The sequence below is a fragment of the Brevibacterium sp. BRM-1 genome, from assembly GCF_026802075.1.
Classification (GTDB): domain Bacteria; phylum Actinomycetota; class Actinomycetes; order Actinomycetales; family Brevibacteriaceae; genus Brevibacterium; species Brevibacterium rongguiense.
Window position 1 is genome coordinate 1,238,103 of the sequence record NZ_CP113788.1, and the last position, 26,076, is coordinate 1,264,178.

The window sequence follows — 26,076 nt, forward strand, 5'->3', positions numbered from 1 at the left end:
CGGGCGCGCACCGCCGCCGAGGTGCGAACCGAGTCGCGCTCGGCCCGCACCTCGGCGGCGGTGGGGATGGGGAATGGGGGATGCGCGGCGCGCGGCTCAGATCGCCGCGTCGCCGGTGGAGCGGTCGGAGACCCGTGCCGCCTCGGCGACGTCGACGACCCAGATCTTGCCGTCGCCGGGCTTGCCGCTCGAGGCGGCGGCGAGGATCGCGTCGACGATCGCCTGGGAGTCGGCATCGGAGGACAACACCTCGAGGCGCAGCTTGGCGACGAGGCCCCCGGAGTACGAGGCGCCGCGGTAGACCTGCTTGTGGCCCTTCTGGCGGCCGTAGCCGCTGGCCTCGGAGACGGTCATGCCCTGCACGCCGAAGTCCTCGAGCGCCGCGCGCACGGTCTCCAGGGCGTTGGGCCGGATGATGGCGGTGATGAGCTTCATGATCCGATCGTCTCCACTTCGCGGTCGCTGTCAACCGTGCCCCGCCGGGTGGACCCGGGCTCCCCCACGTGGGACTCCGAGCCCGCGTCGGCCGCCGGCTGCCCGCGGTGGGCCGCGGGATCGGCTGCGCTGGCCGCGGCGATGCGCTCCGAGGCGGAGCCGCCGCCCGGGTGGTGCGGGCTGAACGCGCCGCCCACGCCCAGGCCGCCGAACTCGTAGCCGGTCTCCGCGTGCTCGGTGATGTCCACGCCCTCGTCCTCGGCCTCGCGGGTGACCCGCATGCCCATCGTCTTGTGGATGGCCAGGCCGATGATGAGCGTCATGACGCCGGTGAAGACGATGGAGAACAGCGCCGCCATGACCTGGGCGAGCAGCTGTGAGCCGTCGCCGCCGTAGAGCAGGCCCAGGGCGGCGTCCTCGCTGACGGGGGCGGCGAAGAAGCCGATGAGAACGGTGCCGACGATGCCGGAGACGAGGTGGACGCCCACGACGTCGAGCGAGTCGTCGTAGCCGAGGCGGAACTTGAGGCCCACCGCGAACGCGGAGGCGATGCCGGCGAGCAGGCCGATCGCGAGCGCGCCCAGCGGGGTGACGTTCGCGCACGCCGGGGTGATCGCGACGAGGCCCGCCACGATGCCCGAGGCGCCGCCGAGCGAGGTGGGCTTGCCGTCGCGCAGCCACTCGACGGCCAGCCAGCCGATGAGCGCGGCGCCGGGGGCGGCCACGGTGTTGATGAAGATGAGGCCGATCTCCTCGAGGCTCGAACCCGCGCCCACGTTGAAGCCGAACCAGCCGAACCACAGGATCGCGGCGCCGAGCATGACGAACGGGATCGAGTGGGGGCGCTGGGCGGGGTCCTTGCCGAAGCCGGTGCGCTTGCCCAGGATGAGCGCGAGGACGAGGGCGGCGACGCCCGCGTTGATGTGGACGACCGTGCCGCCGGCGAAGTCGATGGGGGCGCCGAACGTCTGGCCGAACCAGCCGTCCTCGCTCAGCAGGCCGCCGCCCCAGACCATGTAGGCCAGCGGGCAGTAGACGAGGGTGGCCCACACGGCGCAGAAGACGAGCCAGGCGGAGAACTTCGTGCGGTCGGCGATGCCGCCGGAGATGAGGGCGACCGTGATGATCGCGAACGTGCCGGAGAAGCCGGCCGCGATGAGGTCCGAGGAGCCCAGCAGCTGCGACATCCCGAAGTACTCGAAGGGGTTGGCGAACAGCCCGGCGACGCCCTCGGAGCCCGCGGCCATCGAGTAGCCCCAGAGCACCCAGACGACGCCCACGACCGCGATCGCGGAGAAGCTCATCATCATCATGTTGAGCGTTGACTTGGCGCGCGTCATGCCGCCGTAGAAGAACGCGACGCCTGGCGTCATGAACAGGACCAGGGCCGCGGCGATCATCATCCAGACGCCGCTGACCAGGGTCCACACATCATCGGGCTGCATGTGCCCTCCCCTTCGCTTGAGGTGCGGAATGCACAGCAGTCTCGCGAATGGGTGTTACGCAGCGTGTCGGGTTTCGTTTCGGGGATGTAACGCCGGTCACGCGGGCGTGAATACTGTGTTACGCCCCCGTCCGCGCACTGAGACGCGCCCCGCGCCTCAGCCCTCGAGCAGCGCGTCGACGAAGCCCTCGGCGGTGAAGGGCGCCAGGTCGTCGGCGCCCTCGCCCAGCCCGATGAGCTTGACCGGCACGCCCAGCTCGCGCTGCACGGCGACGACGATGCCGCCCTTGGCGGTGCCGTCGAGCTTCGTGAGCACGATGCCGGTGATGTCGACGACCTCCGCGAACACCTGCGCCTGCTTCATGCCGTTCTGACCGGTCGTGGCGTCGAGCACGAGGAGGACCTCGTCGATGCGGTGGCCCTCGGACAGCGGGCGGGTGGCCACGCGCTTGACCTTGCCGAGCTCGTCCATGAGCCCGCGCTTGTTCTGCAGGCGCCCGGCGGTGTCGATGAGGACGACGTCGGCGCCGCTGCCCTTGCCCGCCTCGACAGCGGCGTAGGCCACGGAGGCGGGGTCGGAGCCCTCGGGGCCCCGGATCGTCTCGACGCCCACGCGCTCGCCCCACGTCGTCAGCTGCTCGGAGGCGGCGGCGCGGAACGTGTCCGCGGCGCCCAGCACGACGTCCTTGTCCTCGGCCACGAGCACGCGGGCGATCTTCCCGACGGTCGTCGTCTTGCCCGAGCCGTTGACGCCCACGACGAGCACGACCGCGGGCTCCCCGTCGGGTCCCGCCACGGCCAGCTCCCGGTCCATGCTCGGGTCGACGACGCGGATGAGCTCCTCGCGCAGCAGCTGGCGCACCGTCTCCGGGTCGCGGGTGCCGATGACGCGCACGCGCTCGCGCAGCGCCTCGACGAGTTCGCCGGCCGTGTCGACGCCCAGGTCGGCCATGATGAGCGTGTCCTCGATCTCCTCCCACGTGGCCTCGTCGAGGGTGTCACGGGAGAGCAGGGCGAGCAGGCCGCGGCCCAGGGCGGAGTTCGACTTCGCCAGGCGCGCGCGCAGGCGGCCCAGCCGGGTCGCCGGGGCCGTGGGGGTCTCCGCCGGCCGCTCGCTCAGGTGCTCGCCGGTCGCGCTCGGGGCCGCCGGCTCCGCGTCGTCGCCCGCGCCCGAGGCACCCGCCCCCTCGCCCCGGGAGCCGGGCTCGGTGGAGACAGGCTCGGCGGCGCGGCGCTCGGCCTCGGCCTGACGCGCCGCCTTCGCGGACGCCGAGGGCCCGCGCAGGCCCAGGGAGAGGATGACGGCGATGATGACGGCGAGGGCGCCGAGGACGATGAGGCTGAGCGGATCCACGTCGGACTCCTAGTCGTTGGCTTCGCGGTGGTCGGTCGTTGGCTGCGCGGGGCCGGGGCGGCGCCGGCCGCGCGCGGCCTACTTGAAGAGCAGGCCGAGCGCCGTGCGCAGGCCGGTGCCGGTCTCCGGCACCTTCCAGTGCCGGGTGCGCGGGCGCAGGGTGAGCAGGCTGGGCGCGGCGTGGCGGCGCGGCTGGGGGCGCAGCGCGTAGGAGTGCTCGCGCATGGCGGTGACGGCCGCCTGCTCGCGGGTGGCGAGGTGGGAGGTCTCGTCGTCGCCGCCGAAGAACCCGTGCACATCGTCGTCGTAGCCGGTCCAGTGCTGCGGCAGGCGGAAGCGCTGCGTGCCCTGGGAGGGGCCGAGCCTGCCCTCGGAGCGCAGGCCGGGCAGCGCGACGAGCAGGACGATGACGACGCCGATCGCCACGATGATGCCCAGCCCGATGACGATGACGAGGAGGCCGCCTACGCCCATGGCGTCCTCGTTCGCAGGTTGGGTGCCGGCATGGGCGCGGTGCTCCTCACATCGTTGCGCCGCGCGCGGGGTACGGGAGGGGTGGGCGCGCGGCGGACTCGGACAATCGTATCGGCTGCGCTCCCCCGCACCGGTCCCGACGGGCCGGATGCGGCATCAAGATCCCATTACGCTTCTGCGTCAGTTCCGTGAGAGAGCCGCTGGGAGATCACCTTCGACATGCCGTCGCCGCCCATCGTCACGCCGTAGAGCGCATCGGCGATCTCCATGGTCCGCTTCTGGTGGGTGATGACGATGAGCTGGCTGGACTCCTGCAGCTCGCGGAAGACGGTGAGCAGGCGGGAGAGGTTGAGGTCGTCGAGCGCGGCCTCGACCTCGTCCATGACGTAGAACGGGCTGGGGCGGGCCTTGAAGATCGCCACGAGCATCGCGACGGCCACGAGCGAGCGCTCCCCTCCGGAGAGCAGGGAGAGCCGCTTGACCTTCTTGCCGGCCGGGCGGGCGTGGACATCCACGCCGGTGGCGAGCATGTCGTCCGGGTCCGTGAGGGTCAGCGCCCCCTCCCCGCCCGGGAACAGCCGGGCGAAGATGTGCTCGAACTCCCGCTGGGTGTCCGCGAACGCCGCGGCGAAGACCTCCTCGACGTGCCGGTCGACCTCCTTGACCAGGCCCATGAGGTCTCGGCGCCCGTCCTCGATGTCGTTGATCTGCTTCTCCAGGAAGTCGTGGCGCTCCTGCAGGGCGGCGTACTCCTCGAGGGCGAGCGGGTTGACCTTGCCGATGCCCTTGAGGTCCCGCTCGGCCTTCGCGTGGCGGGCCTGCACCTCACTGCGCACGAAGGGCGCCTGACCGTCCTCGAGGGGCACGGGCAGGTGCGGGCCGAACTGCTCGACGAGGTGCTCGGCGGACAGCCCGATCTCCGCGCTGGCGCGGCGGCCGAGCTCCTCGAGCTGGAGGACGAAGCGCTCGCGGGCCAGCCTGGCCTCGTGCTCGGCGCTCGTGAGCTCCGCGAGCTCACCGGCGGCGGCGGCGCGCTCCGCGCGCTGGGCGGTCAGGCCCTCCTCGAGCTCACGCCGGGCGCTGCGCGAGCGGGCCAGCCGCTCCTCGGTCTGGGCCTCCGCCCCGCCGAGGTGCGCGGCGAGGTCGGCCGCGATCGCACCCAGCGCCTGCGTCCGGTCAGCGCGCCGGGCGCGCTCGGCGTGGGCGGCCTGCGCGCGCTCGCGCGCGGCCTCCTCGGCCTGGGCCTGACGGCGCAGCGAGGCGACCCTGTCGCCGAGGAACCGCTCGCGGTCCTGCACGGCGCGCAGGGCGATGCGGGCCTCCATGACCTGCTCGCCCAGCTCGGAGATCCGCGCGGCGGCCGCGTCGCGGGCGGAGGTGTCCGGCTCCTCGGGGGCCGCGTCCTCCGCGGGCCGGGCGGGCAGGGCGGCCAGCGCCTCGTGCGCCTCGGCGGCGGCCGCGCGGGCGCGCTCGCGGCGCTGCGCGAGCGTCGCGGCCTCGGCCTCAAGGCGCTCGAGGGCCTCGGCCGCGCGCGCCACCTCCTGCCCAGCTGCGAGGATCTGCGCGTCGGACTCGTGGAGGGCGGCGAGGGCGGTGTCCACGTCCGCCTGGGCCGCCTGGGCGCGCTCGGCCAGCGCGGGGCGCTGTGCGTCGAGGGCGGCGAGGTCCGCGCTCGCGGCTTCGAGGTCCGCGTGCGCCTCGTTCAGCGCGGTGCGGGCGGCCAGGCGGGCGCCCTCGCCGGCGCCGGCGCGGGTGAGGCGGTGGGGTCGCACGACCTCGCCGCCCAGCGCGGCGAACGTCGCGCCCGGGCGCGCGAGGGCGGCGCTCAGCGCGGTGTCGAGGTCCGCGCAGACGAAGACGTCTGCCAGCTGGGCGTCGAGGAGGCGGCCGAGGGCAGGGTCGTCCGCGGCGAGGAGCGCGCGGGCCGGGATGGGTTCGGAGCCGGTCAGCGCATCGGCGGCGGTGGGCGGCGCGGGCGGGGTGGGTGCGGCCGGTTCGGAGGCGGGCGCGGACTCCGGGCCGGCGGCGGGGGCGGGGACGAGGAGGTCGATGTCGGCGTCGGCACCCACGGCGCCGAGCAGCTGGGCCGCGGCGCCCATGCCGTCGACGACGACCGCAGCGGCGAGCTCGCCGAGCACGGCGGCCAGCGCCACCTCGTAGCCCGGGGCGATCGCGACGAGCTCGCCCAGGGGCGCGCGCACACCGGGGACGCCTGCGGCCAGCAGGTCCTCGGTGGCCGCGGCCAGGCGGGCGGCCAGCTCGAGGGCCTCGGCGCGCGCGGTGAGCCGGTCGGCCTCCGCACGGTGGCGGGCGCGGGCGTCATCGCAGTCCGCGAGGGCGGCGGCGGCGGCATCCGCTGCGGCGAGCGCGGATTCGTGGGCTGCGTCGAGTGCGGTCTCGCCCTCCTCCTGCGCGGCCGCGGCGGCCTGGGCCGCGGAAAGGCGCTCGCGCACCCGCGCGAGATCGCCCTCGAGTGCGGTCGCCCGCTCGTCGAGGGCGGCCGCGGTGGTGCCGGCGTCGTCGAGGGCGCGCTGGGCGACGGTGCGCGAGCTCTCGAGCTCCGCGCGCTCTCTCACCTGGGCGGCGATCTGGGCGCGGCGGCGGGTGAGCGCGTCCTCTGCGGCGCGCAGCTCCTGCTGGGCGGCCTCCCTGTCCGCGGTGAGGGCGGCCAGCGCCTCCTCGCGCTCGGCGCGCTCGGCCTGCGCGTCCTGGGCTTCGGCGGCGAAGCGCTCGGCGCGCTGGGCCAGCGCCTCGGGACTGTCCTTGCCCGTCGACTCGAGCGGCTGGGCGCGCAGGAACTCCACCCGGTCGCCGGCGCGCTGGGCGAGCGCGCGGGCGCGGGCGGCCTGGGCACCGGCGGCGCGCAGCGCGGTGCCGAGCTCCTCGACCTCGGCCTCGTGGCCCTTGAGCTGGGCCTCGGCGGCGGCGATGGCCTGGTCTGCCTCTGCGACCCGGGTCTCGAGCTGTGCGCGCCGCTCGCCTCGGTCGGCCGTCTGCGGGTCGGATTCGAGGCGCGCCTGGGCCTGGACGATGTCGTCGGCGAGCAGGCGGGCGGCGGTGTCGCGCAGCGTGGCCTGCACGCCGGCGGCGCGCTTGGCGGCCTTGGCCTGGCGGCCCAGCGGGCCCAGCTGGCGGGCGAGCTCCTGGCGCAGGTCCAGGAGGCGGTCGAGGTTGGCCTGCAGCCCGGTGAGCTTGCGCAGCGCCTTGTCCTTGCGGCGGCGGTGCTTGAGCACGCCCGCGGCCTCCTCGATGAACCCGCGGCGCTCCAGGGGATCCGCGTGGAGGATCTGGTCGAGGCGGCCCTGGCCGACGATGACGTGCATCTCCTTGCCCAGCCCGGAGTCGTTGAGCAGCTCCTGGATGTCGAGCAGCCGGGCGGGCGAGCCGTTGACCGCGTATTCGCTGCCGCCGGTGCGGAACAGCGTGCGGGAGATCGTCACCTCGGTGTAGTCGATGGGGATCGCGCCGTCGGTGTTGTCGATCGTGAGCGATACCTCGGCGCGGCCCAGCGCCTGGCGCTTGGCGGTGCCGGCGAAGATGACGTCGTCCATCTTGCCGCCGCGCAGGTTCTTCGCGCCCTGCTCCCCCATGACCCACGCGAGCGCGTCCACGACGTTGGACTTCCCGGAGCCGTTGGGACCCACCACGCAGGTGATGCCCGGCTCGAGCGCGAGGGTCGTCGCGGAGGCAAACGACTTGAAGCCGCGCATCGTGAGGGTCTTGAGGAACATGGTGGGCCCAGTTTACGGGGGCGGTGGCGTAGGCGCGGCCGGTTCCGCACCACCGGCCGCCAGGGCATCGACGAGCGCCGTCACGGCATGGCGGTCGTCCCCCGCACGGGTGAGGAGGCCGATGGTCCGCTCGATGCCGGTGTCGACCGCCAGGCGGTGTGTGCCGGGCGCGCACTCGGCGGCCGAGGCGGGCACGAGCGCGCACGCGAGCCCCGCCGCGACGAGCTCCAGCTGGGCGGGATACGAGCTGATGAGGTGGGCGATGCGCGCGGTCCGGCCGTGGGCGCGGGTGAGCTGGCGGAGGGTCTCGAGCGCCCCGCTGCCCGGCGGGCAGACCACCCACGGGGTCTCGCCGAGCCCCGCGAGCGCCTCGCGCAGCGAGCGCGGCTCCGGGGCCGCGAGGCGCTGCGGGACCACGATGTGCACCGGCTCGCGCAGCAGGGCGCGCTCCGCGAGCCCACGGCTGGGCTGCGGGGCGTCGCTGGGCCAGCGCTCGACGATCGCGGCGTCGAGGCCGTAGTCGGCCAGGCGGGCGAGGAAGTCCGAGGCCTCACCGTCCACGAGCTGCGGTTCGAGGTCCGGGTGGGTGGTCTGGAGGCGCGCCAGCGCCGGGGCGAGGAGGGGCGCCAGCACGCTCATGGGGGCGCCGATGCGCACAGGACCGGCCGCCTCCCCCGCCAGGGCGGGCAGGGCGCGCACGAGCTCGCCGAGCGCCCGGGCCATGCCGCGGGCCTCGCGCGCCACGCGATGGCCGGCGGAGGTGAGCACGATCCCGCGGCCCATGGGCTCGACGAGGCGCGTGCCGAGCTCGGATTCCAGGCGGCGCAGCTGCTGGGAGACCGCGGGCGCCGTGACGCCCAGGGCCTCGGCGGCACCGGCCACGGAGCCTGTGCGGCTGACCTCGGCGAAGACGCGCAGCCGATCCCAGTTGTGCAGCTCGCGCCGGGCGGGCGTTCGGCCGCTCATGGGCACCCCTTTGCATAGGCCAACTGAAGAATTTCGTTCACTTCTATTCAATAGACCTTATCTGTCCCGACGGTCAGAATGGGAGGCATGCAGACTTCCACCGGCGAGCGCCTGTTCGCGCCCCTGGCGATCACGGTGCTGGGGTGCGCGCTCGTGGGCGCCTCCTCGACGTTCATCCGGCTCTCCGGGCAGGGCGCCGTCACCGCCGCGTTCTACCGCTGCGCGCTCGCGCTCATCCCCCTGGCGATCTGCGGCGCCCTCGAGTACCGCCGCCTGGGCCGCCTGTGGCCCGGGGCGGGTCGGTGGGCCCTGGGCTCCGGGGTCTTCCTCGCGTGCGACTACCTCATGTGGACGCAGTCGATCCTGGACACGGGCGCAGCGGTCGCCACCGTGCTCATCGGCTCGCAGGTCATCGTCTACCCGCTGCTGGCCCGCCTCATCGAGGGCGAGCGGCTGCGCCCGCGGTTCTTCCTGGCGCTTCCCGTCATGCTCGCCGGGCTCGCGCTCACGGGCGGGATCGGCACGCGCGCACTGCAGGCGGACAGTCCCGTGCGCGGCACGGTCTTCGGCGTGGCCGCCGGCGGCCTGTATGCGGGATACCTCTACTGCAACCGCCGGGCCACGAAGCTCGACCGACGGCGCATCTTCGCCCCGGTGGCCTTGGGCACGGGCTCCGCGGCGACCGTCATCGGCCTGTTCGGGCTCGTCACCGGCACGATCGCGATGCACATGCCGGGCGCCTCGTGGGGCTGGCTCGTGGCCGTGGCGTTCGGCGGCCAGTTCCTCTCCTTCGTCTTCATCGGCATGGGGACGGTGCGCCTGCCCGCGGACCTCGCGGCCACCGTGCTGCTCCTCCAGCCGCTGTCCGGCATCGTCATGGGCCGCCTCGTGCTGCACGAGCAGCTGGGCGCGCTCCAGTACGCGGGCATGGCGCTGACCGTGGGTGCCGTGGCACTCATGTCCCTGCCGGCGCGGCGCAGGCGCGTGCGCGTAGCGTAGGAGCGAGGCTGCGAGCCCTGCCCGCGGCGACGTCGGCCGCGCTCACCGCAGCCGCTGCACCGGCTGGCAGCGCGGGCAGACGTGCGAGGCGCGACCTGCCCCGGTCAGCCGCCGGATCGGCGTGCCGCACCGCCGGCACGGCTCCCCCGCCCGGCCGTAGACGGCCAGCGAGCGCTCGAAGTAGCCCGACTCCGAACGGCACTCGACTCGTGCGCAGGTCCCGGCGCATCGAAACTCCGCAGAACCGGCGGCCATCCACAGACTACGGAGCCTCGCCTCTGCTCCGTGCTAAGCTTGCACCATCATGATCAGCCCGCTGCCGCAAGGCGCGGGCTGATTTTCTTTCCCGGGGAGGAGCATGGCCGAGTACGCGAAGTCGTGGCTGTCCGTCGACGAACAGATCGATCGACTGATGAGGCATGGAGTCGAGATCGAAGACCACGCCCGGGCTGCGTCGGTCCGCCAGGCGGTCGGCTACTACCGCCTCACCGGCTACCTCTACCCGTTCCGTGAGTCCGAGGATGACATCGACGACGAAGGTCGCGTGCAGGTCCGCGTGCTCAGCGACTACAGGACCGGCACAACGCTGCAGCACGCCGAGGACCTCATCGACTTCGACCGACGCCTGCGCTTGCTCGTCATGGACGGCGCCGAGCGCATCGAAGTCGCCGCCCGAATGCGGATCGGATACGTGCTTGGCCGAAGGTCCCCCTTCGCCTACGAGGACCCCGCCTGTTTCACTGAGTCCTTCACCGGCGAGAGCACCGACGCGGGGGATCCCGCGCCGAGCAAGCACGCGCAATGGCTTCGGCGTGTCAACGAGAGGAAGATCCGCTCGGACGAGCAGTTCGTCAAGCACTTCCGGGAGAAGTACGACGATCGGATGCCGGTCTGGGCGCTCACCGAGATCCTCGAGCTGGGCCACCTCTCAGTCCTCTATCGGGGGATGAACCAGCAGGACGCCGAGGAGATCGCCCTGGCGTTCGGATTACCGACTAAGCGCATCATGAGCAGCTGGTTGGCCAGCCTGAACTACGTCCGCAACGTCGCGGCGCACCACTCCCGCCTGTTCAACAGGAAGCTCCAGTACGCACCGGCCCGCCCCCAGGTCGGGCAAGTCCCTATCCTCGACCACCTGCGTGATGAGGCGACGGCGAAGGGCGTCTTCGGCACCTACAGCGCCCTCGCCGTCATTGCGTATCTCCTGCCGATCATCGACCCCAGCTCCGACTGGGCGCAACAACTGACAGCGCTGCTGCGGAGGTTCCCGAGCTCGCACGCCCTGACGGTCGAGTCGATGGGCGTGCCACGCGATTGGGAGTCGATCGAGCTCTGGCGAGGCTGACGCCTGCAACCGGCTCCCGAAGGCGCTGCCGCCATCCGCGACGCCATCGACGTCCGCGTCCGCGTGCTCCTCGCTCACCTCGATGGGAACTGAACAGCGCGCCACCGAGGCCCTCCGCGCAGCCGCTGCGCCGGCTGGCAGCGCGGGCAGACGTGCGTGGTGCGCCCGGCCACGGTCAGCCGTCGGATCGGCGCACCGCAGCGCCGGCACGGCTCGCCCGCCCGGCCGTAGACGGCCAGCGAGCGCTCGAAGTAACCCGACTCGACAAGTTTGTGACGTTCACTCACAAGCGAGTCGAGTCGCCAGTCGACTCGCGAATGAATCGGCACTCGACTCGCACTCCCAATCCAGCAGGGCAGCACGCGTTGAAGACCATGATACTGAGGTGAGTCGCCGGGGCGGTCCGGGCGCTTCAATGGAGGCATTCGGCCGCGGCGGCGACGTCGAGCCACTCCTCTTCGGGCGTCGGCGCTCCTCCAGATCTTCAACACCTGCCGGTCGTCGCCTCCTGTAGCCCGCCTTGGACGCTCGCCCTAACTGGACAGTTTTCTGAGACCGGCCCTCGCATGATCGCGGGGCATCGGTCTCGTCTCGAGAAGGAGATGCATACGAGCCGCTCCTAAACGACCAGCCGCATGACGGAGCCAGTCACCGCCAGACCGGGGCCACTCGGACAGACATCTCATCCACATTCGGCATGTGCTGCTTCACCGAACTCTCCGCCTCCGCGGCCAGCCGGTCGGCGTCGGAGAGGCTCGTCGCGGAGGTGCGGACGAGCGCGTCGCCATGGAGCCTGTGCCCGACCCAGCGCATCCGCACCCGTTCCACCGACTCGACCTCGGCCAGATGCTCCAGGGCGTGCTCGGCGCGGTCGACGAGCTCCGGCTCGACGCCATCCATCAGCCGTCGGCCGACCGAGCGCACGGTACCGACCAGCAGCACCGCGATCATGGCCGAGATCAGCAGGCCTACGATCGGGTCGGCGAGCGGGAAGCCGAGCAGCACGCCGATCCCGCCGGCCACGACGGCCAGAGAGGTGAATCCGTCGGTGCGGGCGTGGATGCCGTCTGCGACCAGGGCGGCCGAGCCGATCTTCCTGCCCACGCGGATGCGGTAGACCGCGACCGCCTCGTTGCCGAGGAAGCCGATGATGCCGGCGGCGATCACCCAGCCGATGTTCTCCATGGGCCTGGGGTTGAGCATGCGGTCGATCGCCTCCCAAGCGGCGATGACTGCCGACAGGGCGATCATCAGGACGATGAACAGCCCGGCGAGGTCCTCGGCCCGGTTGAAGCCGTAGGTGTACTTCCGCGTGGCGACCCGACGGGACAGCACGAACGCGATCCACAGCGGCACCGCGGTCAGGGCGTCGGAGAGGTTGTGGATCGTGTCGGCCAGCAGCGCTACCGATCCGGAGAACGCGACGACGGCGGCCTGCAGCACGGTCGTTGCCAGCATGAGCACCAGGCTGATCTTCAGCGCGCGGATTCCCTCGGAGTGGGCTTCCATCGCGTCGTCGATCGAGTCGGCGGCGTCGTGGGAGTGCGGGACGAAGATCCCGTACAGGAAGCCCTTGAACCCCGTCGGGTGGGAGTGACCGTGCTCGCCGTGGTCATGGGAATGGCCATGACCGTGCGTATGCCCGTGGTCCTGGCCGTGATCACGATCCGCGTGATCGTGCGCGGACGCTCCGCTCTCCTGCTCGTGGTCAGCGTGCGGATGGGCGTGGCTGTGCTCCGTCATGCTTCTGCTCGTTCCTCGTGGTGGTGTGCCGGGACCTGCCCATTGGCGACAGAGTGCTCGGCCTGGAAGATCGCGTCGGACACCAGCTGGGAGGCGTGCTCGTTCTCCAGCCGATAGAACACCCGCTGCCCCTCCTGCCGGGTCGACACGATCCGGGCCATCCGCAGCTTCGCCAGGTGCTGCGACACCGCGGCCGGCGACTTGCCCACGCTCTCGGCGAGGTGGTTCACCGACAGCTCGTCGCTGCGACGCAGCGCGAGGACGATCCGGACTCGGGTCGCGTCGGCGAGGAGCCCGAACACCTCGACGGCAAGTTCCACGTACTGACTGTCGGGGTCGAGCCCGCATATCTGCTTATCTGCGTCCATACGCAGATTATTGCATACTCGAACGTAAGTGCGCATCGATGAGTGCCCCACGAGACGCCACCGGCCGCCCCACGTTCGGCTCGCGAGGACGACGAATTGCCCTGGCCGGCGATTCGGCGGGTCAGTTGTGATCGTTGGCGGCGAAGGCAGAGTGCAGGGTGACGACGATGACGCGGGCAGCGTCATCTCTGTCGAGCCGGCCGGCGGTGACTTCCTCGGCTGCGGCGTTCATGGTCAGGTGAGTGACCGCGAGGAGCCAGTCGACAGGCAGATCCGCACGGAAGACGCCCTCGCGCTGGCCGCGCTCGAGAAGGCCCCGCATCCGGGCTTCGGCCTTCTCGTGCATCTCGCGGATGCGGGCCGGCTGCAGCTCGCGCTGAGCCACCACGAGCACGGCGCGAATGTGCTCCAGGAGCATCCAGCTCGGGGCGATCAGGGCCTCGAACGCCTGGCCCGGATCACCGTCGAGAGGCACGTCGGCCAGGACGGCCTCGGCTCGTTCCAGGCTGTCGGCGAGGGTCGCGTCGATGAGCTCGGCACGCGTCTTGAAATGCCCATAGAGGGTCATCCGACCGACCCCCGCCTCGGCGGCGATGCCGGCGACGGAGGCATCAGGGTCCTTCCTGAGCGCATCCGGCGTCGCCGCGAGGATCTTCGCCCGATTGCGCTGGGCGTCTGCCCTCTGGTTGGCCATCTTTCCTCGCCGCACCGGCTTCTGTTCACCAGCGCCGGCCGCGCCCTTTCCGTTCGGCATACCCACCTCTAACTCGTACGGGAATATACGAGCTAGTATAGCGGTTAGAAGTCGTACACCGATGCTTGACTTCGACTGAGGGCCTCCCGGCCCGTGACAACCCTGTCGAGAACGAATGGACCAATGGAGCCATGAGAACGACGACGCAGAACAAGGAGGTGCGCCATGTCTGAGACGAATGCACCTGCACCCCGGACCGGGGCGAAGCAGTGGTGGGGGCTCGCGGTCCTCGTGATCCCGTCGACCCTGCTGTTCATGATGCTGACGATCTTGTTCCTGGCGGCCCCGAACATGGCTGCTGATCTGAACCCGACTAGCGCACAGCTGCTGTGGATTCTCGACATCTACGGGTTCGTCATGGCCGGATTCCTCGTCGCGATGGGCGTCCTCGGCGACCGGATCGGCAAGCGTCTGCTTATGGTGATCGGCGCGGTCCTGTTCGGAATCGTGTCCATCGCTGCGGCGTTGACGACCAGTCCCGAGCTGATGATCGCCTGGCGCGCCATCCTCGGCGTGGGAGGAGCCATGATGCTCCCGTCCACGCTGGGGCTGATCTTCGTGCTCTTCGCCGACCCGAAGGCGCGAGGCGTCGCGATCGGCGTCTGGGCCGGCGGGATCTTCGCCGGTGTCGCCCTCGGACCACTGCTGTCCGGCCTGCTGCTCGAGGTCTTCGGCTGGCAGGCGACGTTCCTGGTCGCGGTGCCCGTGATGGCGCTGGTGGCCATCGGCGCGCCGCTGCTGCTGCCTGAGCACAAGGATCCGACCGCGAAGATCGATCTGCTCAGCGCATTGCTTCTGGTCGCTTCGCTGCTGGCCATCATCTACGGCGTCAAGCGCTTCGCCACCCAGGAGCCGGCCGGCCCGTCGATCGGCCTGCTGATCGCCGGAGTACTGGTCGGGCTGTGGTTCGTGATCCGGCAGCTGCGCGCGACCCAGCCCCTGCTCGACGTCCGGCTGTTTGCCAACCGCACCGTCAGCGGAGCACTCGCGGTGTTCCTTCTTTCGGCCGCGGCGCTGGGTGGGGTGTATTCGCTGTTCACCCAGTACCTGCAGCAGGTGCAAGGGCTCTCGCCTATGCAGGCCGGACTGTCGATTTTGCCTGCCGCGGCAGTTCTCATCGTCGTCTCGACCCTCTCGCCGATGCTCGCCCGGAGGTTCCGGCCGGGCAACGTGATCGCCGTGGGCCTGCTCACCCAGGTCGTCGGCTACATCCTGTTCACCCAGCTCGACGCCGTCACCGGTCTCGCGCTGGTGATCGCGAGCTTCGTCGTCACCTACCCCGGGGTCGCGCCCTCCATGGCGCTGACCACGGACCTGGTGGTGAGCTCGGTCCCGCCGGAGAAGGCCGGCGGTGCCTCCGGGCTCGCGACGACCGTCAACGACCTGGGCATCTCACTCGGTGTCGCGGTCATCGGCAGCATCGGGATCGCCGCCTATCGCAGCCAGATCAGCGACTCCTTGCCCGATGGGCTGCCACCGGAGGCGGCGGCCGCGGCCGAGACCGGGATCGACGGGGCCATCGCCGCCGCCGGACAGCTGCCGGGCGACGTCGGAGAGGCACTGACGACCGCGGCCCAGCAGGCGTTCACCAGCGGACTGAACGCCGCTGGGATCACCTCCGCGATCATCGCCGCCCTTGCCGCGCTCATCGCCGCGATCGGTCTGCGGCACATCCGCCCCACCGGGCAGGCTCACGTCGACGCCGAGAAGGAGCCCGCTCAGGAGTCGTGACGCATCCTCGACCGTTCGTGTCCGGCGGACGGATGAGTCCGCCGGACACGAACGCCGACACCCGCCGCAGGTACGCCGAGACGGCGGCTGACCCGTCCCGCGACGATGCCGCCGAAACACGCCGAAGGAGTCCCGATGACCACGCTCAGAACCACCATCGACACTGTCCGACACTCACCGACGTTGCGGCGTGTGCTGCACTGTCTGTTCCGATGCGCCGCGTCGGGGGCATCGGACCGTCTCCCCCGGGTCACGAAGACGCCATGTCCGCGCAATTGAGGCGCAGGGCCGCGCACCCGGTAAGGTGCGCGGCCCTGATGCGTCAGTTCTCCTGGTAGGCGATCGTCGTCATCATCCCGGCTTCCCCGTGGTAGACGTTGTGGCAGTGGGTGAGCCACCGCCCGGGGTTGTCGGCGTCGAACTCGACGCGCAGCGTCGTGCCGGGCAGGACGATCGAGGTGTCCTTGCGCGGCCCGCCGCCGGGAAGCTGGTAGGTGTGCCCGTGCAGGTGCATCGGGTGCCACATCGTCGTCGAGTTCTTGAACTCGAGGGCGACCCGCTCCCCGTCGGCGATGCCGAGGGCGTCGCGCATCGGTTGGTCCATGTTCATGCGCTTGCCGTTGATCGCCCAGTCGTACTTTTCCATGCTTCCGGTCAGCTCGAGGGTGAGCGTGCGGTCGACGCCGCGCTTGGGAAGTGCGACCTCGCCGGCTGCCCTGAGGTCGGCCGCTGTGGCGGGATTTTTCGTCTGCGGCAGCGTCGTGTCCTTCGCGGGTGCGCTGCCCGATGCGGTGCGCAGGACGGCGAGGGCCTGGTCCTGCTTCCCCAGGGCCTCGGCGACGACCGCGAACGCGCCGTCGCCGGCGGTGATGATCGCGTCGTAGCGCTCCCCCATGCCGAGCACGACGCTCTCGGCCTCGAAGGCCTCGACGGGGAATCCGTCGGTGTGGGTGATCGTCAGCGGGTGCTCGCCGACCCCGAAGCGGAAGGCGGTGTCGCCGCCGGCGTTGATGATCCTCAGCCTGATCCGCTCCCCGGGCTTGGCGGTGAAGGTCTGGGGGTCGTTCGCAGGCGTGCCGTTGATCAGGTAGAGGGGGTAGTAGACGTCGCCGGCGTCGCCGCCGAGTAGCGGCGAGGTCGCGCCCATCAGGGTGTTGCCCATCCGCATCGGCCCCATGTCCATGCCGCCGTGGTCCATCATCCCCTTCTCGAGCTCGGCGAGGACCTCGTCGGGCGTCGCGGTGACGCCGTCCAGCCAGTCATCAAGAACGATCACCCATTCCTGGTCGTAGTCGCCCTTCTCGTGCGGATCGTCGATGATCAGCGGCGCATACAGGCCGCGGTCGAGCTGCACGCCGACATGCGGGTGGAACCAGAACGTGCCCGGCTCGGGCAGCGTGAACTCGTAGTCGAACGACCCACCGGGCTCGATGGGCTCCTGGGTGAGGCTCGGCACTCCGTCCATGTCGTTGCGCAGCGCCAGCCCGTGCCAGTGGACGCTGGTCGGATCGGGCAGGTCGTTGGTGAAGTCGACCTTCAGGGAGTCACCGACGTTGCCGCGCAGCGGCTTGGTCGCCGACGCTCCCCGATAGGCCCAGGTCTTGGCGGTCTTCCCTCCGAGGTCCAGGGTGACCGGCTCGGCGGTCAGCGCACGCCGCACGATCGTTCCGGTGCGGCGGCGCTTCGCCTCCGCGGAAGTGACTGCGGTGCTGCTGGACCCAATGAACGAGGTTGTCTTAGTGGCGGTGGTGCTGCATCCGGCGAAGCCGGCGGCAGTCAGCGTCAATGCGCCGACAGACAGGAACTGTCGACGATTCAGGGTGGAATGCATGGGTGATGTCCTTCTGTGTCGATGGTGAACGGGACCACGACATCGCGCCCGCGCGCTCGACGAACACGGGTGATCGGAGGCACAGAGCCGCCTGGGCCCGGAAGATGGGCCAGCGTTTTGGGACACGGTGTCGTGGCAGGCACGGCAGGGTCGTGGACCCGCCGAGGTGGCTGACTGAGGAGCGCCGCATCGGCGCTCCTCAGTGCTCACGTTCGGTAGATCGACAGCTCCAGATGCGTCAGCGCGAACCGGCGGGGCGTCTCGGACGGCGACGACGGCATGGGCGCAGAGACGAGTGTGGGCACAGCTGCGACGGACGGAACGGGGAGGGCCGGAATGCTCTGGGTCGTAGGCGCGGAGACACAGGTGGAGTCGCCGCTGTTCATGGCGTCTGCGCAGCCTCCGGAGCCGTGCACCGGACCCTGTGCTCCGGTCGCGCTCGACATGGAGGCGATAGACGTCATGCCCGTCATGCCGGGCGACTGCGAGGACGCGTGAGCCGGCGACGCCATGGGGGTCGTCGCCGCTGCCGGTCCGCCGACCAGCGCGTGCATGCCGAGGAGACCCGTGATCAGCAGCGCCGTAAGAATGATCAGCTGCAGCCAGTGCCGGCTGCGGCAGGGTTCATCGGTCGCGGTCTCCACAGCCCCAGCATACCCCGGTGGTGTATCCCCTCGACACGTGGGGATCATTCAGCGGCGAGTCCGCATCCCCTTGCGGGAATACCCGTCAGGGGTATACGGTTGCACTCACACAGGTACCCACCGGGGGTACCCAAATTGAGGAGGTTATGCGATGACTGCGAACGAGTACCAGGTGACGGGCATGACCTGCGGGCACTGCGAGATGTCGGTCCGCGAGGAGGTCAGCGAGATCTCTGGCGTCACCGATATCCAGGTCAGCGCGCAGACCGGCAAGCTCGTCGTCTCCGCCTCCGGCGAGGTCGACGACGCGAAGGTCCTGGCCGCGGTCGAGGAAGCCGGCTATACGGCGGTTCGCGTCTGATGAAGGCACCGGTCAGGCTCGCGGCCTACGGCGCTGGGCTGGTGGTGGCGTTCGGCGCGGCCTTCGGGCTCGCCGGCGTCGTCGTCCCCGACAGCGTCTTGGCCGCCTGGGCCAAGAGCAGCGACACGGGCTCGCACGGCGAGGGTCACGGGGACACGGAGGAGCAGAACATGGAGCACGCGATGAACGGCGTCTCGGCCAGCGCTGCCGGCTACGTCCTCTCTCCCGTCACGGCCCCATCAGGCACCAATGATGCCGGCAAACTGAGCTTCCGGATCCTCGATGAGGACGGGAAGCCGGTGACGGAGTACACGAGGACTCATGAGAAGGATCTTCACCTGATCGTGGTGCGCACCGACGGGACGCAGTTCCGCCACGTGCACCCGGACTTGGACGAGGCCACCGGCACCTGGTCGGTGCCGTCGTGGAACTGGGACGAGGCAGGAACCTACCGCGTCTACGCCGACTTCACCCCCGCCGGGAAGGACGCCGAGGGCGTCACGCTCACCCGTGCCGTCGAGGTCGCCGGCGACTACGCCCCGGTCGAGGCGACGGTCTCGCGCACCGACGAGGTCGACGGGTACACCGTCACCCTGGACGGAGAATTAAACGCCGGGAGCACGAGCGACCTGACGGCCACCGTCGAGCGCAACGGCAAGCCGGTCACCGCGCTCGAGCCGTACCTCGGCGCATTTGGCCACCTGGTCGCGTTGCGCGAGGGTGACCTGGCCTACCTGCACGTGCACCCCGCCGGCGACGAACCCCAAGCGGGGTCGACCGGAGGACCAGACGTCAGCTTCGCCGCCGAGGTCCCCACCGCCGGCCGATACCTGCTGTACCTGGACTTCCAGATCGACGGCAAGGTCCGCACCGCACAGTTCGTGGTCGACGCCGGGCACGGCGACGGCACCCAGGCAGACGACGAATCACACTCGGGCGGCCACTGATCCCCAAAGGGCCAGTCCGTCGACGAAGAAGCAACAGGAAAGGACACGCGGTGAGCACCCAAGCTGCAGCGAACACCCAAGCGCCGCTAGTCGCGGACGCCGGCATCGAGCTCGAGATTGGCGGGATGACCTGCGCCTCCTGCGCGAACCGGATCGAGCGTAAGCTCAATAAGCTCGACGGTGTCTCCGCCACGGTCAACTACGCCACCGAGAAGGCCAAGGTCACCGTGCCCGACGGGTACGACCCCGCCCTGCTGGTCGCCGAGGTCGAGAAGACCGGCTACACCGCTGCCATGCCCAAGCCCAAGGACGCGACGCCGTCGGGCCCGACCACGGACGATGGTGAGGCTCCCGACTCCGAGCTGACATCGCTCAAGCACCGCCTCATCGGCGCAATCGTGCTCACCGTCCCGGTGATCGCCATGGCCATGGTTCCTGCGCTCCAGTTCACCTACTGGCAGTGGGCCTCCCTGGCCCTGGCCGCACCGGTGATCGTCTGGGCGGCCTGGCCGTTCCACAAGGCAGCGTGGACCAACCTGCGCCACGGCACCGCGACCATGGACACCCTCATCTCCATGGGCACGACCGCGGCGTTCCTGTGGTCGCTCTACGCCCTGTTCCTCGGCACCGCCGGGACGCCAGGCATGACGCATCCCTTCGAGTTCACCATCGCTCCCTCCGACGGCGCGGGCAACATCTACCTCGAAGCCGCGGCCGGGGTGACGATGTTCATCCTCGCCGGCCGCTACTTCGAGAAGCGCTCCAAGCGCCAGGCCGGTGCCGCGCTGTGCGCCCTGCTCGAGCTCGGCGCGAAGGAAGTCTCGGTTCTGCGCAATGGGGCCGAGGTCAAGATCCCGACCTCCGATCTGGCCGTCGGCGACGAGTTCGTCGTCCGCCCAGGTGAGAAGATCGCCACCGACGGCACCGTCGCCTCCGGAACGTCGGCCGTGGACGCGTCCATGCTCACCGGAGAGTCCGTGCCAGTCGAGGTCGTCGCCGGCGACCCGGTCACGGGCGCGACCGTCAACGCCGGCGGCCGCCTGGTCATCCGCGCGACCCGCGTCGGGTCGGACACCCAACTGGCACAGATGGCCAAGCTCGTCGAGGACGCCCAGACTGGCAAGGCCGCGGTCCAGCGCCTGGCCGACCGGATCTCTGGCGTGTTCGTTCCGATCGTCATCGCCATCTCGGTCATCGCCCTCGGCGCGTGGCTCGGTGCCGGGTTCCCCGTCTCCGCCGCCTTCACCGCAGCGGTCGCGGTCCTCGTCATCGCCTGCCCCTGCGCCCTCGGCCTGGCCACTCCCACCGCCCTGCTGGTCGGCACCGGTCGCGGCGCGCAGATGGGCGTGCTGATCAAGGGTCCCGAGGTTCTCGAATCCACCCGCAAGGTCGACACTATCGTCCTCGACAAGACCGGCACCGTCACCACCGGCAAGATGACCCTGGTCGAGGCGATCACCGAGCCCGGCGTCGACCGCGCCGAGCTGCTCCGCCTGGCAGGCGCTCTGGAGGACGCCTCCGAGCACCCCATCGCCCAGGCCATCGCCAAGGGCGCGGTCCAGGAGATCGGGCAGCTGCCCACTCCCGAGGACTTCGCGAACATCGAGGGCAAGGGCGTCCAGGGAGTCGTCGACGGCCGCGGCGTGCTCGTCGGCCGGGAGTCCCTGCTGGCCGACTGGTCGCAGCACCTCTCCTCCGACGTCGCCGCCGCCAAGGCCGCAGCCGAGGACGAGGGCAAGACCGTCGTCGCCGTCGGCTGGGACGGACAGGCCCGCGGAATCCTCGTCGTCGCCGACGCCGTCAAGCCCACCAGCGCCGAGGCGATCCAGGGCCTGAAAGACCTGGGCCTCACCCCGGTCCTGCTCACCGGCGACAACGAGGCCGTGGCCAAGCGGATCGCCGCCGAGGTCGGCATCGAAAAGGTCATCGCCGAGGTCCTGCCCAAGGACAAGGTGGATGTTGTTACCCGCCTCCAGGACGCGGGCAAGGTCATCGCGATGGTCGGCGACGGCGTCAACGACGCCCCCGCCCTCGCCCAGGCCGACCTTGGCCTGGCGATGGGCACCGGCACCGACGTCGCCATCGAGGCCTCCGACATCACCCTCGTGCGGGGCGACTTGCGGGCCGCGGTCGACGCGATCCGGCTCTCCCGCAGGACCCTGGGCACGATCAAGTCGAACCTGTTCTGGGCCTTCGCCTACAACGTCGCGGCCATTCCGGTCGCGGCGCTGGGCATGCTCAACCCCATGCTCGCAGGCGCGGCGATGGCGTTCTCCAGCGTCTTCGTCGTCGGCAACAGCCTCCGCCTGCGCGGGTTCCGCAGCGTCGCCAAGCAGTGACGCCGCAGAACCAACCATCATCCGAACACACGAAAGGCATCCACCGAGAATGAGAATCGAAGACCAGGCACCCACCAGCTGCTGCAGCACCTCCCCCGCAACCGAGACATCCGCAGCCGAGGCACCGGTCAGCGCAGGATCCGGCTGCTGCGGCACGACCGGCGCAGAGAACCACGCCGCGAATTCCGGCCATCGCGAAAACCTTCTCGTCGAAGGAAGCGACGACATGACCACCTGCCCCGTCATGGTCGGCAATCCGGTCAACAAACAGGACGCCGAAGAAAAGGGCCTCTTCCGTGACTACGACGGGCAGCGCTACTGGCTCTGCTGCCCAGGCTGCGGACCGACCTTCGACTCCGATCCAGCCAAGTACGCCGCCAACATGGCCTGATCCTTCGATGCCCCGGGGCTGCAGTATTACTACTGCTGCCCGGGGCGACTGGATCGAAGCTGAGCGATTCCACGCCCACCGATCGATATTTGACCTATACCCCATAGGGGTATAATGTTGATCGGACTACAATGAATGGATAGGAGACTTGATGCGCAAGCGCCTCATGACCACCGTCGCCGCAGGAGTGCTCGGCGGAGCACTCGTGCTCTCCGGCTGCAGCACCGGAGGAGACCAGGACCAAGCGACCCCCTCGTCGACCAGCCAGCACGAGGGCCACGGAAGCAGTGGCAGCAGTTCTGACAGCGGCGGGATGGAGCATCCGATGGACGGCGGCCCCGCCCCCGAGGGCATCGAGAAGGCCGCGTCGCCGAAGTATCCGGTCGGCACCGAGGTCAAGCTCACCGCCGATCACATGGAGGGCATGGACGGCGCACCGGCCACGATCGCCGGGGCCTACGACACCTATACCTACGCGGTGAACTTCACGCCCACCACCGGCGGGGATCCGGTCAAGGATCACAAGTGGGTCGTGCAGGAGGAGATCAAGGATGCCGGAGACCAGCGAGTGGCCGACGGCACCGAGGTCACGCTGGAAGCGGAGCACATGGAGGGCATGAAGGGCGCGAAGGCGACCATCGCCTCCTCCACCGACGAGACCGTCTACATGGTCGACTATGAGTCCGACGGCATGAAGATGACCAACCACAAGTGGGTCGTCGAGAGCGAGATCAAGCCGGCCTCCTGAGCCGGCCGCCGCGGGCCCTGAAGGGTCCGCGGCGAGACACGACCCGATCGAAGGGAAGACCGGGGAAGAACGAGGGGAAGCGAAGAGCAATGACGGACCCGACCACGCATCACCATCACCACGGCGACGTCGCCGACGAGACCACCGAGTCCGGCCACGTTGACGACTCGCATGCCGAGCACGAAGGCCACACCATGGAACACGGCGACCATGCCGGGCACGGCGATCACGGCAGTGGCCATGGTGGTCATGCGGGCCACGGCGACCACGTCGGCCAGTTCCGTCGACTGTTCTGGATCAACCTCGTCATCGCCATCCCGGTGGTCGCGTTCTCTCCCATGTTCGCCATGCTGCTGGGCTACTCGGTGCCCGGCTGGGCGGGCTGGGTCGCCGCAGTGCTCGGCACCGTCATGTACGCCTGGGGCGGCACCCCGTTCCTCACCGGTGCCGTCAGCGAGCTGAAGAGCCGCCAGCCCGGGATGATGCTGCTGATCGCGCTCGGGATCACCGTCGCGTTCCTCGCCTCCTGGGCCGCCACTCTCGGGCTCGTCCATCACGAGCTCGAGTTCTGGTGGGAGCTGGCGTTGCTGATCGTCATCATGTTGCTGGGCCACTGGATCGAGATGCGCTCCCTGGCCCAGACCACTTCGGCGCTGGACTCCCTGGCCGCGCTGCTGCCCGATGAGGCCGAGCGGATCGAGGGCGACGACGTCGTCAAGGTCGACCCGGCCGAGCTGCGCGTCGGCGATGTCGTGATCGTCCGCCCCGGTGGCAGCGTCCCCGCCGACGGCATCGTCGTCGACGGCCGCGCCGACATGGACGAGTCCATGATCACCGGCGAGTCACGCCCCGTCGCCCGCGGCGAGGGCGAGAACGTCACCGCCGGCACCGTCGCCACCGACTCCGGCCTGCGGGTGGAGATCACCGCCACGGGCGACGACACGGCGCTGGCGGGCATCAACCGGCTCGTCGCTGAGGCGCAGGGCTCTTCCTCCCGTGCACAGCGCATCGCCGACCGCGCCGCTGCCCTGCTGTTCTGGTTCGCCCTCGTAGCCGCCCTGATCACCGCAACAGTCTGGACCCTCTTCGGACTGCCCGACGACGCGGTCATCCGCACCATCACCGTCCTCGTCATCGCCTGCCCCCACGCTCTGGGCCTGGCGATCCCACTGGTCGTCTCCATCGCCACCGAGCGCGCCGCCCGCGGCGGCGTCCTGGTCAAGGACCGCCTCGCCCTGGAGTCCATGCGCCAAGTCGACGCGGTCCTCTTCGACAAGACCGGCACCCTGACCAAGGGCGAGCCCACCGTCACCGGCGTCGAACCGACCGCAGGCATGGATGCCGACCAGGTGCTCGCCCTGGCCGCATCCGCCGAGGCCGACAGCGAGCACCCCCTCGCCCAGGCCATCGTTACCGCCGCCAAGGAGAAGAGCCTCACCCTCGAGCCGTCCAGCGGATTCACCTCTTCCCCCGCGGTCGGCGTCACTGCGACGGTGGCCGACCAGGAGATCCGCGTCGGCGGACCCCGGCTGCTCGAAGAGACCGGGCAGGACGAGGTCGACACGGCAGACGCGTGGCGGGCAGAGGGCGCGATCATCCTGCACGTCCTCCGTGATGGCAAGGTGATCGGTGGCCTCAAGCTCGCCGACGAGGTTCGCCCAGAGTCCCGCGATGCCGTCGACGCCCTCCATGAGCTCAGCGTCGAGGTCGTCATGATCACCGGTGACGCCGAAGCGGTGGCGAACGAGGTCGGCCAGGAACTCGGCATCGACCGCGTCTTCGCCGGCGTTCGTCCCGAGGACAAGTCCGCGAAAGTCGCCGCGCTCCAGCACGAGGGCAAGAAGGTCGCCATGGTCGGCGACGGCGTCAACGACGCCCCCGCGCTGGCCCAGGCCGATGTCGGCATCGCCATCGGAGCCGGCACCGACGTCGCCATCGCCTCGGCCGGGGTCATTCTCGCCAGCTCCGACCCGCGCAGCGTCTTGTCGGTGATCCAGCTGTCGAGGGCCGCCTACCGGAAGATGAAGCAGAACCTGTGGTGGGCCGCCGGCTACAACCTCATCTCCGTCCCGCTCGCGGCCGGCGTCCTCGCACCCGTCGGGTTCGTCCTGCCGATGTCGGTCGGCGCGATCCTGATGTCGATCTCCACCGTCGTTGTCGCCCTCAACGCCCAGCTGCTGCGGCGCATCGACCTCACCCCCGAAGCCAGCACCCGCTCCGTCCTGGAGCGCCAGAAGTGAAGGACACAACCATGGCCAACGACACTGCCACCGACAGCACCGAGATCAGGACCGACACCGGGACCCACCAGCACGGCTACATCAGCGACAAGGACCGCTACCGCAACCGCATGAAGCGCATCGAAGGCCAGGCCCGGGGGATTACGAAGATGATCGACGACGAGAAGTACTGCATCGATATCCTCACCCAGGTCTCCGCCCTCACCCGGGCCCTGCAGGGTGTGGCGACCGGCCTGCTCGATGACCACCTCAAGCACTGCGTCCTCGACGCCGCCAAGCAAGGCGATGAGGACGCGGCTATCGCCAAGATCCAGGAAGCCAGCGACGCCATCAACCGCCTCGTCCGCTCCTAACACCTTGGGATTTCGCTCCGCGCAGGCGTGAGCTGAGCATCGTCCCGCCTTCGGTCCCGGGGCGGGACGGAGGCGGAGATCGGGCCTGACGACATGACCAACATCTACCCGAGAGAAGAGCTCGATATGACCCCTACCCTTGCCGCACCAATCCGACCCTCCAGAAGCCGGCAGGGACTCGGCGCGACCATAACCGCGCTGGCAGCCAGCGCCGTCCTCCTGCTCAGCGGCTGCGCCGGTGCTGACCCATCCCCTTCCGCAGGATCCGATCAGTCTCTGGTAGCCCACCACGGCCTCGATGGCCTGGACGCCCGGGAAATCATCAAGCGTCTTGACACGATGCCGGTCATAGACCGCTCAACCGAACTCATGGCTTCGATCGAGCCCGACCAACTCGTCCTCACCGACGATCAGAACAACCAAACCACTCTGCCGATGCCAGAGGACGACTTCTACGTCTCTATCGCCCCGTATCTCGAGCAGACCCACGAGTGCTACTTCCACAGCCTCACTACCTGTCTCGGCGAGCTCGCCAACACTGACGTCGATGTCACAGTGGTCAACACGACGTCGGGCGAGACCATCCTCGAAGATTCGCTCACGACTTACGACAACGGATTCATCGGACTCTGGCTGCCCCGCGGTATTGATGCGACGCTCACGGTCAGCACCGAAGACCGCACCGCGAAACAGGACATCTCGACCCGCCTCGACGACCCCACCTGCTTAACCACTCTCCAACTGACGTGACGCCCGGATGCTGAAGACGCCGAGGAAGTGCGGATCACCGACGATCAGAGAGCCCCGCCTTCACGAACACCATCCGGTCGACGTGTAGCCGGCATCGACATCCTTCAAAATGGATGCATGTCTAATCA

Annotated in this window: 24 protein-coding genes; 11 read left to right on the forward strand and 13 right to left on the reverse strand. The window is 70.0% G+C overall.

The annotated features are described in order from the left end of the window. Positions 1 to 96: 96 nt before the first annotated feature. The 6 genes from BRM1_RS05455 to BRM1_RS05480 all read right to left on the reverse strand — a co-directional run bounded on the left by BRM1_RS05455 (position 97) and on the right by BRM1_RS05480 (position 8,404). Complete coding sequence (locus tag BRM1_RS05455) at positions 97 to 435, reverse strand: P-II family nitrogen regulator (protein ID WP_268529062.1); 339 nt, start codon at positions 433 to 435, stop codon at positions 97 to 99. Next, positions 432 to 1,880, reverse strand: coding sequence for an ammonium transporter (locus tag BRM1_RS05460; protein WP_268529064.1), 1,449 nt, complete (start codon positions 1,878 to 1,880; stop codon positions 432 to 434). Before BRM1_RS05460 ends, BRM1_RS05455 begins: the two co-directional genes overlap by 4 nt. Before the next feature lie 156 nt (positions 1,881 to 2,036). Next, the gene (ftsY, locus tag BRM1_RS05465; protein ID WP_268529066.1) at positions 2,037 to 3,233 is read right to left on the reverse strand and encodes a signal recognition particle-docking protein FtsY; all 1,197 of its coding nucleotides are present in this window, start codon (positions 3,231 to 3,233) and stop codon (positions 2,037 to 2,039) included. 78 nt (positions 3,234 to 3,311) lie between these two features. Then, complete coding sequence (locus tag BRM1_RS05470; RefSeq protein WP_268529070.1) at positions 3,312 to 3,707, reverse strand: hypothetical protein; 396 nt, start codon at positions 3,705 to 3,707, stop codon at positions 3,312 to 3,314. Positions 3,708 to 3,874: 167 nt separating this feature from the next. Then, on the reverse strand, positions 3,875 to 7,438 hold the full coding sequence (gene smc, locus BRM1_RS05475; protein ID WP_268529073.1) for a chromosome segregation protein SMC: 3,564 nt from the start codon (positions 7,436 to 7,438) through the stop codon (positions 3,875 to 3,877). 12 nt (positions 7,439 to 7,450) lie between these two features. After that, positions 7,451 to 8,404 carry a LysR family transcriptional regulator gene (locus BRM1_RS05480; RefSeq protein WP_268529076.1) on the reverse strand — a complete coding sequence of 318 codons (954 nt, stop codon included), beginning with the start codon at positions 8,402 to 8,404 and terminating at the stop codon, positions 7,451 to 7,453. An 87-nt stretch (positions 8,405 to 8,491) separates the two neighbouring features. Here BRM1_RS05480 and BRM1_RS05485 point away from each other — a divergent pair, with 87 nt between their 5' ends. Next, positions 8,492 to 9,403 carry a DMT family transporter gene (locus BRM1_RS05485; protein ID WP_268529080.1) on the forward strand — a complete coding sequence of 304 codons (912 nt, stop codon included), beginning with the start codon at positions 8,492 to 8,494 and terminating at the stop codon, positions 9,401 to 9,403. Positions 9,404 to 9,445: 42 nt separating this feature from the next. On the opposite strand, the gene BRM1_RS05490 is transcribed toward BRM1_RS05485, so the two are convergent. Beyond that, positions 9,446 to 9,658 (reverse strand): zinc finger domain-containing protein, encoded by a 213-nt coding sequence (locus BRM1_RS05490; protein ID WP_160952116.1) that lies wholly within the window; start codon positions 9,656 to 9,658, stop codon positions 9,446 to 9,448. 157 nt (positions 9,659 to 9,815) lie between these two features. Between BRM1_RS05490 and BRM1_RS05495 the strand changes: the two genes are divergently transcribed. Next, positions 9,816 to 10,748, forward strand: a complete 933-nt coding sequence (locus tag BRM1_RS05495) for an Abi family protein (protein WP_268529083.1) — start codon at positions 9,816 to 9,818, stop codon at positions 10,746 to 10,748. 74 nt (positions 10,749 to 10,822) lie between these two features. Here the strand turns inward: BRM1_RS05495 and BRM1_RS14055 are convergent, their stop codons facing one another. The 4 genes from BRM1_RS14055 to BRM1_RS05515 form a co-directional block, all read right to left on the reverse strand. Next, positions 10,823 to 11,173 carry a zinc finger domain-containing protein gene (locus BRM1_RS14055; protein WP_442864346.1) on the reverse strand — a complete coding sequence of 117 codons (351 nt, stop codon included), beginning with the start codon at positions 11,171 to 11,173 and terminating at the stop codon, positions 10,823 to 10,825. Positions 11,174 to 11,396: 223 nt separating this feature from the next. Further along, on the reverse strand, positions 11,397 to 12,491 hold the full coding sequence (locus tag BRM1_RS05505) for a cation diffusion facilitator family transporter (protein WP_082470087.1): 1,095 nt from the start codon (positions 12,489 to 12,491) through the stop codon (positions 11,397 to 11,399). Then, positions 12,488 to 12,859: an ArsR/SmtB family transcription factor gene (locus BRM1_RS05510; protein ID WP_047978437.1), complete on the reverse strand. Its 372-nt coding sequence runs from the start codon at positions 12,857 to 12,859 to the stop codon at positions 12,488 to 12,490. The genes BRM1_RS05505 and BRM1_RS05510 overlap by 4 nt, the downstream gene beginning before the upstream one ends. A gap of 121 nt (positions 12,860 to 12,980) precedes the next feature. Continuing rightward, the gene (locus BRM1_RS05515) at positions 12,981 to 13,613 is read right to left on the reverse strand and encodes a TetR/AcrR family transcriptional regulator (RefSeq protein WP_268529097.1); all 633 of its coding nucleotides are present in this window, start codon (positions 13,611 to 13,613) and stop codon (positions 12,981 to 12,983) included. 165 nt (positions 13,614 to 13,778) lie between these two features. Here BRM1_RS05515 and BRM1_RS05520 point away from each other — a divergent pair, with 165 nt between their 5' ends. Next, a complete protein-coding gene (locus BRM1_RS05520; RefSeq protein WP_030014534.1) occupies positions 13,779 to 15,344 on the forward strand; it encodes an MFS transporter in 1,566 nt (521 codons plus the stop codon). A 322-nt stretch (positions 15,345 to 15,666) separates the two neighbouring features. Here the strand turns inward: BRM1_RS05520 and BRM1_RS05525 are convergent, their stop codons facing one another. Together BRM1_RS05525 and BRM1_RS05530 are read right to left on the reverse strand one after the other, a co-directional pair. Continuing rightward, entirely contained in the window at positions 15,667 to 17,175 is a 1,509-nt protein-coding gene (locus BRM1_RS05525; RefSeq protein ID WP_030014536.1) for a multicopper oxidase family protein, read from the reverse strand. Between the two features lie 206 nt (positions 17,176 to 17,381). Continuing rightward, the gene (locus BRM1_RS05530) at positions 17,382 to 17,819 is read right to left on the reverse strand and encodes a DUF6153 family protein (RefSeq protein WP_030014537.1); all 438 of its coding nucleotides are present in this window, start codon (positions 17,817 to 17,819) and stop codon (positions 17,382 to 17,384) included. 151 nt (positions 17,820 to 17,970) lie between these two features. Here BRM1_RS05530 and BRM1_RS05535 point away from each other — a divergent pair, with 151 nt between their 5' ends. The 8 genes from BRM1_RS05535 to BRM1_RS05570 all read left to right on the forward strand — a co-directional run bounded on the left by BRM1_RS05535 (position 17,971) and on the right by BRM1_RS05570 (position 25,948). Then, complete coding sequence (locus BRM1_RS05535; protein WP_030014538.1) at positions 17,971 to 18,180, forward strand: heavy-metal-associated domain-containing protein; 210 nt, start codon at positions 17,971 to 17,973, stop codon at positions 18,178 to 18,180. Continuing rightward, positions 18,180 to 19,127 (forward strand): hypothetical protein, encoded by a 948-nt coding sequence (locus BRM1_RS05540; protein WP_030014540.1) that lies wholly within the window; start codon positions 18,180 to 18,182, stop codon positions 19,125 to 19,127. Before BRM1_RS05535 ends, BRM1_RS05540 begins: the two co-directional genes overlap by 1 nt. 125 nt (positions 19,128 to 19,252) lie before the next feature. Beyond that, positions 19,253 to 21,466 (forward strand): heavy metal translocating P-type ATPase, encoded by a 2,214-nt coding sequence (locus BRM1_RS05545; RefSeq protein ID WP_268529720.1) that lies wholly within the window; start codon positions 19,253 to 19,255, stop codon positions 21,464 to 21,466. A 49-nt stretch (positions 21,467 to 21,515) separates the two neighbouring features. Beyond that, complete coding sequence (locus BRM1_RS05550) at positions 21,516 to 21,857, forward strand: hypothetical protein (protein ID WP_030014542.1); 342 nt, start codon at positions 21,516 to 21,518, stop codon at positions 21,855 to 21,857. Between the two features lie 151 nt (positions 21,858 to 22,008). Further along, positions 22,009 to 22,605, forward strand: a complete 597-nt coding sequence (locus BRM1_RS05555) for a YdhK family protein (RefSeq protein WP_030014544.1) — start codon at positions 22,009 to 22,011, stop codon at positions 22,603 to 22,605. An 89-nt stretch (positions 22,606 to 22,694) separates the two neighbouring features. After that, positions 22,695 to 24,845, forward strand: a complete 2,151-nt coding sequence (locus tag BRM1_RS05560) for a heavy metal translocating P-type ATPase (protein ID WP_268529120.1) — start codon at positions 22,695 to 22,697, stop codon at positions 24,843 to 24,845. An 11-nt stretch (positions 24,846 to 24,856) separates the two neighbouring features. Then, positions 24,857 to 25,198, forward strand: coding sequence for a metal-sensitive transcriptional regulator (locus BRM1_RS05565; RefSeq protein ID WP_202410719.1), 342 nt, complete (start codon positions 24,857 to 24,859; stop codon positions 25,196 to 25,198). 93 nt (positions 25,199 to 25,291) lie between these two features. Continuing rightward, complete coding sequence (locus BRM1_RS05570; RefSeq protein ID WP_223246099.1) at positions 25,292 to 25,948, forward strand: CueP family metal-binding protein; 657 nt, start codon at positions 25,292 to 25,294, stop codon at positions 25,946 to 25,948. Positions 25,949 to 26,076 lie beyond the last annotated feature (128 nt).

Excerpts from the sequence above, each read along its gene's own strand:
- BRM1_RS05455 (WP_268529062.1), bottom strand. The coding sequence starts at position 435 with ATGAAGCTCATCACCGCCATCATCCGGCCCAACGCCCTGGAGACCGTG.
- BRM1_RS05460 (WP_268529064.1), bottom strand. The coding sequence starts at position 1,880 with ATGCAGCCCGATGATGTGTGGACCCTGGTCAGCGGCGTCTGGATGATG.
- BRM1_RS05470 (WP_268529070.1), bottom strand. The coding sequence starts at position 3,707 with ATGGGCGTAGGCGGCCTCCTCGTCATCGTCATCGGGCTGGGCATCATC.
- smc (WP_268529073.1), bottom strand. The coding sequence starts at position 7,438 with ATGTTCCTCAAGACCCTCACGATGCGCGGCTTCAAGTCGTTTGCCTCC.
- BRM1_RS05480 (WP_268529076.1), bottom strand. The coding sequence starts at position 8,404 with ATGAGCGGCCGAACGCCCGCCCGGCGCGAGCTGCACAACTGGGATCGG.
- BRM1_RS05485 (WP_268529080.1), top strand. The coding sequence starts at position 8,492 with ATGCAGACTTCCACCGGCGAGCGCCTGTTCGCGCCCCTGGCGATCACG.
- BRM1_RS05490 (WP_160952116.1), bottom strand. The coding sequence starts at position 9,658 with ATGGCCGCCGGTTCTGCGGAGTTTCGATGCGCCGGGACCTGCGCACGA.
- BRM1_RS05495 (WP_268529083.1), top strand. The coding sequence starts at position 9,816 with ATGAGGCATGGAGTCGAGATCGAAGACCACGCCCGGGCTGCGTCGGTC.
- BRM1_RS14055 (WP_442864346.1), bottom strand. The coding sequence starts at position 11,173 with ATGCCTCCATTGAAGCGCCCGGACCGCCCCGGCGACTCACCTCAGTAT.
- BRM1_RS05505 (WP_082470087.1), bottom strand. The coding sequence starts at position 12,491 with ATGACGGAGCACAGCCACGCCCATCCGCACGCTGACCACGAGCAGGAG.
- BRM1_RS05510 (WP_047978437.1), bottom strand. The coding sequence starts at position 12,859 with ATGGACGCAGATAAGCAGATATGCGGGCTCGACCCCGACAGTCAGTAC.
- BRM1_RS05515 (WP_268529097.1), bottom strand. The coding sequence starts at position 13,613 with ATGCCGAACGGAAAGGGCGCGGCCGGCGCTGGTGAACAGAAGCCGGTG.
- BRM1_RS05520 (WP_030014534.1), top strand. The coding sequence starts at position 13,779 with ATGTCTGAGACGAATGCACCTGCACCCCGGACCGGGGCGAAGCAGTGG.
- BRM1_RS05525 (WP_030014536.1), bottom strand. The coding sequence starts at position 17,175 with ATGCATTCCACCCTGAATCGTCGACAGTTCCTGTCTGTCGGCGCATTG.
- BRM1_RS05535 (WP_030014538.1), top strand. The coding sequence starts at position 17,971 with ATGACTGCGAACGAGTACCAGGTGACGGGCATGACCTGCGGGCACTGC.
- BRM1_RS05540 (WP_030014540.1), top strand. The coding sequence starts at position 18,180 with ATGAAGGCACCGGTCAGGCTCGCGGCCTACGGCGCTGGGCTGGTGGTG.
- BRM1_RS05545 (WP_268529720.1), top strand. The coding sequence starts at position 19,253 with ATGACCTGCGCCTCCTGCGCGAACCGGATCGAGCGTAAGCTCAATAAG.
- BRM1_RS05550 (WP_030014542.1), top strand. The coding sequence starts at position 21,516 with ATGAGAATCGAAGACCAGGCACCCACCAGCTGCTGCAGCACCTCCCCC.
- BRM1_RS05555 (WP_030014544.1), top strand. The coding sequence starts at position 22,009 with ATGCGCAAGCGCCTCATGACCACCGTCGCCGCAGGAGTGCTCGGCGGA.
- BRM1_RS05560 (WP_268529120.1), top strand. The coding sequence starts at position 22,695 with ATGACGGACCCGACCACGCATCACCATCACCACGGCGACGTCGCCGAC.
- BRM1_RS05565 (WP_202410719.1), top strand. The coding sequence starts at position 24,857 with ATGGCCAACGACACTGCCACCGACAGCACCGAGATCAGGACCGACACC.
- BRM1_RS05570 (WP_223246099.1), top strand. The coding sequence starts at position 25,292 with ATGACCAACATCTACCCGAGAGAAGAGCTCGATATGACCCCTACCCTT.